Origin of the sequence: Promicromonospora sp. NPDC050249 (assembly GCF_040656015.1) — a bacterium.
Taxonomy (GTDB): Bacteria; Actinomycetota; Actinomycetes; order Actinomycetales; family Cellulomonadaceae; genus Promicromonospora.
On sequence record NZ_JBFAKY010000002.1, the window covers coordinates 305359 to 316176 of the forward strand.

A 10818-nucleotide genomic window follows, 5' to 3' on the forward strand; every position below is an offset into this window, starting at 1 on the left:
TGTGGCACCCGTCGCTGCGGCGACGGTCATGCAACGGGTTCGGAGCCAGGGCCGGACCGGATGGGAAAGAGAACAGGGTCGGTGCCGCCATCCCCGGATGGCGGCACCGACCCAGCCGTGGAACGAACCAGGCCTACTGCCCCGTGAACACGAACTGGGAGCCGGGCTCCTTCTCGATGTCCCCGTCACGGGAGTTGGTGACTGTCACGTTCGACAGGATGGCGTTCCCGCGAGCACCGCCCATCGCGAGGATGCCGGAGCCGTTGTTGGACCCGTCGATCCGCACGTTCGTGATCCGGACGTCGGGCATGTTGCCGCCGCCGTTCTTGAACTGGATGCCGTCGTAGGTGGAGTCGTAGATGTCGGTGTCGCGGATGGTGACGCCGACGATGTCGTGCGTCTGCGGGAAGATCGTGATCGCCCCGAACTCCTGGTCCTCGTTCCAGAACGCCCCGCCGGTGCGGTAGAGGCCGTTGTTGGCGATGAGCGTGGTCCCCGAGAACGGCAGGGGGTCGTGGTCGGTCGCCAGCATGATGCCGGGGTAGTTCATGGTGTCGGAGATCAGGTTGTTCTCGATGGAGTTGTCGTAGCCGCCGTAGATGGCGATGCCGTTGGCGCGCCACGGCAGCTGGACCGTGTTGTTGCGGAACGCGTTGTCGTGCCCGATGTCGACGTTGCGGTCCTTGACATACGGGTTGGCCCAGACGGCGAGGGCGTCGTCGCCGGTGTTGCGGAACGAGGAGTTGAACACGAGCGAGTTGCGCGTCCCGTTGCTGAAGTTGATGCCGTCCGCGTAGGTGTTGCGGATGCGGACGCCGGAGAACTCGACGCCGTCGCCCGGGCCCCACAGCTCGGGGATGTTGGTGTAGTCCCGGCCCACCCACACGCCGACGTTCGCGTGCTCGATCCACACGTTCGTGATCTTGGTGTTCTGCCCGAACCGCCCGTTGAGGCCGACGCCGCCCTCCTCCTGGCCGTTGTTGCCGCGGATGTCGCCGGAGCCGAAGATCGCGATGTCGGAGATCTGGACGTTGTCGTCGATGTCGAACCCGAAGTTGCCCTCGTGCGGGTGGTTGATGACGCCCGGGGCGAGGTGCGGCTTGATGAGGCTGTAGAGCTGCGAGTGCCACATGCCCGCGCCGCGGATCGTGACGTCGCTGATGCCCACCTGGTTGTGCATGCCGCGGTTGAGCGGGTCGTCGGTGAGGATCTTCTTCTCCTGGCGCCACTGCCCCGCCGGGATCCACACGCAGGCGATGTCGCCGTTCTGGTCGGCGGTCACGGCGGCCTGGATGGCGGCCGTGTCCTCCTGCCCGTCGTTCGGCACCGCGCCGTACTCGGTGATCGAGGTGCACTGGGCGGGCTTCGAGGCGGCCGGTGCGACCTGCTCGAGCTCGACCAGGTCGATGACGTAGAACGCGGCGTCGTCCCCGGCGTCGCGCTGGAGCTTGAACACCGTGCCCGCCGGGAACGACCGGCCGAGCAGCGCGTGCGACTCGTCGAAGAGCCGGCGCGCGTCGCCGCCAGGGGTGTTGACGAGCCCCTCGGGCTGGTCGGTGGTCCCGTACAGCCACGAGTGCTTGGACGACAGCGTCAGCTTCTGCACGAACGTACCGTTCGCGTACAGGCTGATCGTCTTCTCCTGGCCACCGCCGCCCGCGGCGTCGGGGATCGAGTTCCGCACGACTATCGAGTTGGTCGGCGCCGTGGACGTGAACTCCACGTTCTGGCCGGTGCTGTTCAGCCGCACCGACTCGCGGCCCGAGGACTCGGTGGCGAAGTTGGTGTGCCCGAACGTCCGCAGCGGGTCGGCCTGCAGGAGCGTGCCCGTGTACCGGCCGTCCTCCGCCTCGTAGGTGGTGTACGGCACGGCGGCGCCGCGCCCCACCGTCACGGCGAGGGTGTCCGTGTTGTTGTCCTCGTTGGTCTCGGCGACGACGCCGGTGGCGTCGGCCGTCGCGGTCGCTGTCACCCCGCCGTTCGTCGCGGTCCACGAGCCGGACGGCGTCACGGTGACGGTCTGGCCGGCGGCGACCGCCGGCGTCGTGCCGTTCAGCGTGCTGGCGCCCGCGACGACGCGGGTCACCGAACCCGCCGCGGCCGGCTGGTTGCCGCGGTTGCGCACCTGGACGGCGAAGGTGACTGCCGCGCCGACGGCGGGGTTGGCCGGGTTCGAGGACAGGGAGACGACCTCGAGGTCGGGTCCGGGCGCCTCGCCCACGACCAGCTTCGCCGTCGCCGTGAACGCGTTGTCGGTCTCGTTCTGCTCGGCCACCGCGTTCGCCGGGTCGACGACCGCACCGACGGTGTACTCCCCCGCCGGCCGGGTGCCTGCCGCGACGGGGACCTGGGCGGTCGCGCCCGGCTGGAGGGCGCCGACGTCCGCCGAGCCCACGGTGGTGCCGCCGAGCTTCGCGTCGAGAGTCGTGCCCGCCGACGCCCGGTCACCGGTGTTCTTCACCGTCGCCGTGAGCGTCAGAGGTGTGGTCGCCGTGGGCGACGCCGGGGACGCCGTCACCGCCGTGACGGTGAGGTTCGGGTTGGGCGCAGGGGCGCCGTAGACCTCGAGCTCGGCGACCTGGCCGTTGCCCGCGCCAGTGTTGCCCGTGAAGCGCAGGCGGACGTCGGTCACGGTGCCCGCCACCGGGACGTTCACGAGGTTGCCGCTCCCGGGTGCGAACGCATACCCGGCGGACGCCTTGAGCTCCTGCCACGCCGCGGTGCCGGAGCGCCCCCAGACCGAGAACGTCTGCGTCCGCTGACCCCACGCGCCGTCGGGGTTCAGGCGTACCCGCACGCTGCTGACCTGCGTGGGCGCGGCGAGGGAGACGTCGAGCGTCGACGGGTACTGCCCGCCCGCGCCCTCCCAGTACGTGCCGACCTGGCCGTCGACGGCGTTCGCTGCGACGTACGACCACTCGGTGGACGACGCCGCGGCGGGCCGGTCCTTCGCGTAGTTGGTGCCGGTCGGGTCCGTTGGCGGATCGGTGGGCGGGTCGGTCGGGTCGCCGCCACCCGTCGGCGTGCCCCAGACCTGCAGCTCGGCGACCTGGCCGTTGCCCGCGCCGGTGTTGGCGGTGAAGGCGAGGCGCACCTCATCGATCCCCGCGGCCACATCGGCGCCGAGCGCGAGCTCCACCTTGTTGCCGCTCGCGGGGTCGAAGCGATGGGCCGCCGACGCCTTGAGCGTACGGAACGACGACTCGCCGTCGGACCGGCCGAGCACGCTGAACGTCTGCGTGCGCGGCTCCCACACGGCGGCCGGCGGCACGCTGACGACCACGCGTTCGACGTCGGCCGCCGCGCCGAGGTCGACGGTGAGGTGCGCCGGGTACTGACCGCCCGCGCCTTCCCAGTAGGAGCTCGCGTTCCCGTCGTTGGCGTTGCCCGCGACGTAGGTCTGCGTCACCGACGACGCGGCGATCGGCTTGCCGAGCGCGAGGTTGGTGGCCTCCGCCGCGGCATACGCGACGGCGCCGAGGCCGAGCGGCGCGACGAGCGCCAGCGCGACCCCCGCCACGACCGTGTTCTTTCGGGCGCGGTGATTCCAGCCCGTGTTCCAGGGGATTCTCATGAACGTCCTCGTTCTCCCGCCGGGGCGGGCTCGTCCAGCCGCGGGGCAGCATTGCCCGGCGAGAGTAGAAAGTTGCAGCGTGCGCACTGCTTTGTGCTCAGCGTCTGTCAATTTCTTGCGGCTTGCTGTACGGACGTTACGAGACCGTGCACCGGGCGTCAAGGGTGCGACAGGGGCAGCCGCGGGCACGACGAGGGCGGGGGCGGCGGGCGGAGCGCTCGTCAGAGCACCCCTCCCACCGCCCCCGCCCGGATCTCTCGGTCGGACGTCGGTCGCCCGTCGCCGATGGCCGGTCGCCGGCTACGGATCAGCGCATCCGGACCCGCACCTCCTTGCTCGACGTCTCGCCGTGCTGGTTCGTCGCCACGACGGCGATCCGGTGCGTGCCCCGACCGACGCCGGTCACCGCGAGCGTCGCCTCCTGCTTCCTGGGCGTGCGGTCCACCAGCTCGACCGTCCGCACCACCTCGCCGTCGACCAGCAGCGCCATGCGCTGCGCGTTGGCGCCGTAGGCGATCCGGGCCTCGACCTCGATCCGACCGTCCTCGGCGTCCTCGACATGGACCGAGACCTTGCCCGGCACACCGCGCGCAGGACCCGGCACGCGCTCGGCGTCCGCTGCCGCGCTCGTGTACGCAAGGCGCGGCACCGGCGGCGTCGCCATCCCCGCACCGATGAAGTACGAGGTGTGCGGCGGCTGGTTGTACCCGGTGTTCTGCCAGGTCACGGCCGTGCGGTACTGCGGGTCGGACATGAGCGTCCGCAGGCGGTGCTCGGTCGGGATGACCGTGGTCGCGATCCGCAGCGCCGTCGAGTCCGCGGTGCGGGTGACGAGCTCCTCCCGCCAGTCGCCGAAGAGGTCCGCCTGGAGGGACGGCGTGCCCTTCGTGCTGTTGTTCGAGAGCGTGCCCTCGGCCCGGTAGAGCTCCACCTCGCGGCCGTTCTCGTGGTCCCACTTCGCGATGGTCGGCACGCCGGTCGAGGTCGCGACGTCCCAGTCGTGGTTGCCGATCTCGGCCAGCAGGTCCCCGTCCCAGAAGGTCAGGAAGTTCGCCGCCGGGATGCTCTCCGAGAGGACCTCGCCCGTCGAGGACGAGACGACCTTCCCGACCGGCGAGTTCCACGCGGCGTCGCCGCCGACCGCCCAGCCCTCTGCGCCGTCGTGCCGCGGGTCGATGTCGCCCATGGCGGCGCGGCCCGTGTCCCGCGTGGCAGGGATCGACCAGATGGTCTCCCCGGTCTCGGCGTCCCGGAAGGTCGCCCCCGCGTTGCCCGACTGCGCCATGCTCTCGTGGGCGGCGAACTGCTCGAGCCCCGGTCGCGCCGGGTCGAAGTCCGACACGTGCATGGCGTCGCCGTGCCCGAGCCCGGTGTTGACGAACACCTGGCCGTCGTCGTCGATGGTCATCGACCCGAAGACGATCTCGTCCTTCTGGTCGCCGTCCACGTCGGCGGTCTGCATGTCGTGATTGCCCTGGCCGCGGTACTGGTCACCCGCGACGTCGGTGTCGAACACCCACCGCTGGGTCAGCTCCTCGCCGTCGAAGTCGAACGCCGCGATCACGGCACGCGTGTAGTAGCCGCGGCTGAACACCATCGACGGGTGCTCCCCGTCGAGGTAGGCGGTGGTCGCGAGGAACCGGTCCACGCGGTTGCCGTAGCCGTCGCCCCACGAGCCGACGTCGCCGCGCGGCGGCACGTAGTCGATGGTGTCGAGCGCGACGCCGGTGGCGCCGTCGAACACCGTGAGGAACTCCGGCCCGGACAGCACGTAGCCGGCCGACGTCCGGAAGTCCGCCCGGGCGTCCCCGATGACCGTCCCGCCGGCGTCGGTGGTGCCGTCGGCGGTCTTCATCGCCACCTCGGCCCGCCCGTCGCCGTCGTAGTCGAAGACCTGGAACTGGGTGTAGTGCGCGCCGGAGCGGATGTTGCGGCCGAGGTCGATGCGCCACAGCCTGGTGCCGTCGAGCTCGTAGGCGTCGAGGTAGGTGTTGCCCGTGTAGCCGGCCTGCGAGTTGTCCTTCGCGTTGGACGGGTACCACTTGACGACGTACTCGTACTCGCCGTCGCCGTCGAGGTCCGCGACCGAGGCGTCGTTCGCAGAGTAGGTGTACGGCTGGCCGTCCTTCGTGGTGCCGTCGGCCGGCTTGTCGAGCGGGATGTCCAGGGTCTGGCCGTCCCACGGCGTGAACTCGCCGGTGGCCCAGTGCTCGATCCCGTCGGCGACGGTCGCCACCCGGTAGGTGGCGTCCGCGGTGCCGTCCGGGTCGAGGAGGCTGGTCGCGCCGGTCAGGGGCGCGTCGGTGATCCGCTCGCCGTCGCGGTAGACGTGGAACGCGACGTCCTGCGGGTCGTCGCCCTGCATGCGCCAGCCGAGGTGGACGCCGTCCGTGCCCTCCCCTGCGCCCGATCCTGTGCCCGATCCTGGGCTCGCGATGGCGACCGGCTGCCGCCCGATGCGCTCGGTCTGCCGGGACAGGTTCGTCACGGCGGCGGAGACGACGGTGTCCGAGAGCTCGGAGACACCACCGGCGTTCACCGCGGCGACCGCGTAGGTGTACTCGACCGTGGTGAGCACGTCGGTGTCGACGTACCCGGGCTCGGCGGTACGGGCGAGCAGCAGCTGCTCGCCCGACCTGTCGGTCCGGTAGACGTGGTAGAACAGCGCGCCCTCCACCGGCTCCCAGGCGAGCGAGACGGCGTGCTTCTCGACGTCGGCCACCGCGAGGCCCGACGGCGTCGGAGCGGTGGGCACGTCGGGGTCGACCGTGGTGAGCTCCACCGCGTTGGACGGGACGGACTCGTTGCCCGCGGCGTCGAGCGCCACGACCGTGTACGTGTACCGGAGGCCGACGTCCGCCGTCGTGTCGACGTACGCGGCGTCCGTGACGTCCGTGAGCGCCGTCGGCTCGGCCGCGCCGTCCGCCTGGCGGTAGACGCGGTAGCCGGCGACGTCGCGCGCCGGCTCCCACGTCAGGGGCACGGAGACGTCGGCGCCGTCGATGTCGACCTCGCCGGCGACGAGCGCCGTCGGCGCGTAGAGCAGCGAGGTGATCTGCAGGCCGTTCAGCCAGCCGTCGGCGACGAGGTCGATGTGCCCGTCGGTGACGACGACGGGCTCGATCACCTTGCTCGACGTGCCGCCGCGCGGGGCGTTGGCGGTGCCGTGGTTGACGCCCTCGAGCGTGACGCCGAGGCGTGCGGTGCCGGTCCGGTCACCCCAGATCACCTCGACGGCGTAGGTCCCGTTCGGGACGTCGAACCGCAGGGACGTCGCGGCGCTCGGCAGCAGGAAGTCGCGCTGAAGGTCGTTGAGGCCCTCCTCGCCGGCCCCGCGGTCCCGCCCGCCCGGGCCGGTGGCCGAGGTGAAGCCGTAGCCCAGCTGCTCGGTGTAGAGGGTGTTCTGGTCGAGGGCCGTGTAGCCGGCCTTCGTGGGGTTCCCGGCGAGCTGGACGTCGAACCGGAGCAGCGGGGCCTTGGTCGTGAACGTCACGACGTCCGACGGCGCGGACTCGCCACGCCCGTTGACCGCCACCACCCGCAGCTCGTAGGCAGTGCCCTCGGCGAGGCCGGTGAGGTTCGCGAGGCCGACCGTGGACGTGGCCGCCAGGGCGAAGTCCGACTCAGGTGCGGCGGCGGCCTTCGCGTACACCCGGTAGATGTCGGCACCGTCGGCCTCCGTCCAGCTCAGCGTGGCGCCGGAGGCGGTGATGCTGCCGGCGACCACGCCGGACGGCGGCTCGGGGACGGCGGCGGGCGGCTCGGCGTCGACCACCTCACCGGCGAGCGGTATGTCCAGCTCAGCAGTGTCGCGGGCGACGAGACGGGCCATCTGGATGGCCCCGTAGCCCTGGAAGTGGGTGTCGTCGGCCGTGCCGTTGGGCCGGTTCGGATAGACGCCTGCCGGGACGTGCAGGAAGACCGACTTGGCCTCCTCCGCGCCGATCTCGGTCAGGTACTGGCGGCTGGAGGCCGACAGGTCGACCAGCGGCGTACCGGTCTCCGCCGCGAGCGCTGCCGCCTGCTCGACGTACTGCGGGAACGAGACGTTCGCCTGCCCGGCGGCGTCGTAGCTGCGCCGCGAGACCGGGGTGACGATGATCGGCGTGGCCCCGCGCTGGCGGGCGCCCTCGATGTAGGTGCGGAGGTAGTTGCGGTAGTCGGCGGGCGCCGCGTAGCGGTCGTCGACGCCGTAGGAGTTGTCGTTGTGGCCGAACTGCACGTACAGGTAGTCGCCCGGTCTGATCTGCGTCAGCACCGCGTCGAGGCGGCCCTGGCTGATGAAGTTCTTCGACGACCTGCCGCCGATGGAGTGGTTGGCGACGACCACGTCGTCGGACAGGAACCTCTCGATCATCTGGCCCCAGCCGGCCTGCGGGGCCCAGAACTGGTCGTACGTCTGCACCGTCGAGTCGCCGGTGAGGTAGACGGTGGGCTTCGGCCCCGCAGCGCGCGGCGACGTCCGCGTGAAGGTCAGGGCGGCAAGGTTCGCGGCACCACCGGAGAGCTCGAGGTTGAGCTGGCCGTCGACGAGCGCGAGGTCGAACTCCATCTCGAGGTACTCGCCGGCGGGCCGCTGGGTCGGCTGGACCTTGACCATCTGCTCGGCGGTGAGGGCGATGTCGGTGGCGCCCTGCGCGTCGCCCGCGATCAGGCGCACCCGGTAGTCGCCGTTCGGCAGGTCGGCGACGAGCTCGGTGTCACCGACGGTGACGAAGTCGGAACGCAGGGCGTCCGCGCCGCCGCGGTCGGTGGCGGTGACCTGGCCGGGATCGACGAAGCCGATCCGCTGGTCGACGCCGTACCTGGTGTCGGCGTCGATGCCCGTCGCGCCCGCGGCGACGGCACCGCTGCCCAGGTCGAGGGTGAGCACACCGCTCTCGGGGAACGTCGGCTCGGGAACCCCGTCGCCGACCAGCGTCCCGACGGCGGCGGCGGACGGCGCGGACTCGCCGTCGGCGCCGATCGCACGCACGCGGTAGTAGCTGACCTCGGTGGTGTCGGCCCCCGCGTCGGTGGCGAACACGGTCCGCGCATCGGTGCGCGCGATCTCCGTGTACTCCCCGTCGAGCGTATCGCTCCGGGTCAGGACGTAGCCCGTCGCGTCCGGGACCGCGTTCCAGCGGAGACCGAGCGCGCCGGGCGCGGCGTGCGCGACGCGCACCGACGTCGGCGGGACGGGTGCTGCCGCGGCCGTGATCGCGGACGCGAGCGGCAGTACGAGCGCCACGGCGGCCAGACCCGCCACGACCGGTCGGACGGGGCGGGCCTGCGGCAGTGCCCTTGAACCCAGCGCGCTCGGACCCGGGGCTCTCGAACCTCGGCGGAAAGCGCTTTCTAGCATGGCGGCAGTGCGCCATCGAAGCTGCAGCATGGGATCACCTTGTCGTCTCGTCGTCGAGTCGGACCGGACCGGACAAGCCCCGGCGTTGGGGCCGATCGGCAGGGATTAAATGGATTCAATTCCGGCCAAGCAGTCATCTTGCCGCGCACGCCCGAGGTTGTAAAGAGTCAGTCAGGGGCGGTGGTGCGGCCGGATGACCGCGTCGTCGAAGGCCCCGGCGCCCGCCGGGCGCGGGGTCCCGGCGGACGCCGAGCCCGAGCCGTGCGGCGCCGCCCGCCGCTCTCCCCATCCGTAGCCGGGCTCGCACCCGGGCCGTCCGCGGGCCCCGCCAGGCACGAGTGAACGAGCGGACTGATCTCGCCGACGAGCCCCGCACGCGGCAGTGCCCCGGTCGGAATCGGCTCGATGTCAGCCGGTCGGCCAGCAGCCGATCCACACGGTGCTAGCCGGTCGCCTCGCACAGCCGGAGCACGTTGCCGAACGGATCGACGAGCTCGATGGTGGGCCCGCCCGGAGCATCGCGGTCGATGCCGGGCCGCAGCCGCGCATGCGGTCGGCGAGAGAGCTCCGCGTGGAGCCCGTCAGCGCTGGTGACAGGCACCCAGACCACCGTTCCCGGCGTGCCGTCGCCGTGGTGCTCGGACAGGTCCAGCACCGCCTGGCCACGGCGTATCCGCAGGTAGAGGGGCATCCCCTGCTCGAAACGGTGCTCCCACTCGACGCCGAACCCGAGATAGTCCACGTAGAACTCACGTGCGCGCGCCTCGTCCTGGACACGGAGCACCGGGACGACGCCCCCAAAGCCTGTCGCCGCGGCGCCGGGCGGCGTGGCCGACGGCCCCGGTGGCGACGCCGCTGACGGCGCCGCTGACGGCCCTGCAGGCAGCCGCGCGGACGCAGTGTTCCAGTCGGCGAAACCGAGCTGTGCGGCCACGATCTCCAGCGAGCGGCTGTGGCTGATGGTGACATCGGAGGCGGCGAGCGTCCTGCGCAGCGCACGGGCGGCCGTCTTGGCGTCGGTAAGTGTCAGGTCCACGAGTTCATCGCCATCCCGGTGCCGTGAGCGTGGCCGGTGCCCGCATTGCCGTCCGGGGCACCGTGGTAGGCACGAGAACCGCTGACAGGAGGTCTTTGTCGATGCGTTCACCGGACCGATCATCTCGGCGCGGGCGGCAGGCCCATCGAGTGCCCGGGTAGAGATTAGCAAGCCAGCGCCCGGCCCACCCGGCGGCGTGCGCTCGCAGGGTCTCGGGATGGGTGGTCGGGTCCGTCGCGACCCTCGAAGGGTTATCCACAGATTTGAAATCCACCCAGCAGACCGCACGAGTGTTCGAGATAATAGATGCACCGAGGAAGTGAGTACTAGAGGCGAGCGTCGAGATGGGCGGGGGTGGGCAGGGTGGAGCAGACGACGAACAGTGGCACCGCCGCCGGTCTGCCTGCTGCGGTCTCGATCGAGAAGACCCTGGCCCGGATCGAGAACGAGATCGACCACCTCACCGCCCTCACGGACCTCGAGACCCTGACCGGCTGGGACGCCCCGAGCATCAGCCGCCTGGCCGACGCACATACCCGGATCCGTCGGCTGACCGGCCGGCTGGACGGGGTCCGCTACACCCTGCTGCCTCGGATCGAGGACGAGGGTTCGTGGCGCTCGGGTGGCACGGCCCGCACGTTCACGACCTGGCTGCGTCTGCGTGAAGGGATCTCTGCGTCCACGGCGGGCAAGGACATGACGATCGCGCGCCGCCTCACCACCGCCCTCCCCGTCACCCGGGAACGGCTCGTCGCGGGAACCCTGGGTATGGACCACGCCCGCGTGATGGCCGAGGTCGCCCCCACGAGCGAGACCCGCACCGACGCGCTGGCGTGGTTGATCGATACCCGCACCGGGCACACC

General features: G+C 71.4%; 4 protein-coding genes. 1 reads left to right on the forward strand and 3 read right to left on the reverse strand.

Going from position 1 to position 10818, the window contains the following annotated elements:
- Positions 1 to 133: 133 nt before the first annotated feature.
- The 3 genes from AB0I32_RS02950 to AB0I32_RS02960 all read right to left on the reverse strand — a co-directional run bounded on the left by AB0I32_RS02950 (position 134) and on the right by AB0I32_RS02960 (position 9954).
- Positions 134 to 3574, reverse strand: coding sequence for a CARDB domain-containing protein (locus AB0I32_RS02950; protein ID WP_357502664.1), 3441 nt, complete (start codon positions 3572 to 3574; stop codon positions 134 to 136).
- Positions 3575 to 3881: 307 nt separating this feature from the next.
- Positions 3882 to 8822 carry a fibronectin type III domain-containing protein gene (locus AB0I32_RS02955; RefSeq protein WP_357502666.1) on the reverse strand — a complete coding sequence of 1647 codons (4941 nt, stop codon included), beginning with the start codon at positions 8820 to 8822 and terminating at the stop codon, positions 3882 to 3884.
- Positions 8823 to 9360: 538 nt separating this feature from the next.
- Positions 9361 to 9954, reverse strand: a complete 594-nt coding sequence (locus AB0I32_RS02960) for a glyoxalase superfamily protein (protein ID WP_357502668.1) — start codon at positions 9952 to 9954, stop codon at positions 9361 to 9363.
- 363 nt (positions 9955 to 10317) lie between these two features.
- Here AB0I32_RS02960 and AB0I32_RS02965 point away from each other — a divergent pair.
- Positions 10318 to 10818, forward strand: a 501-nt coding sequence (locus AB0I32_RS02965; RefSeq protein WP_357502670.1) for a DUF222 domain-containing protein, incomplete at its 3' end; no start/stop codon positions are given.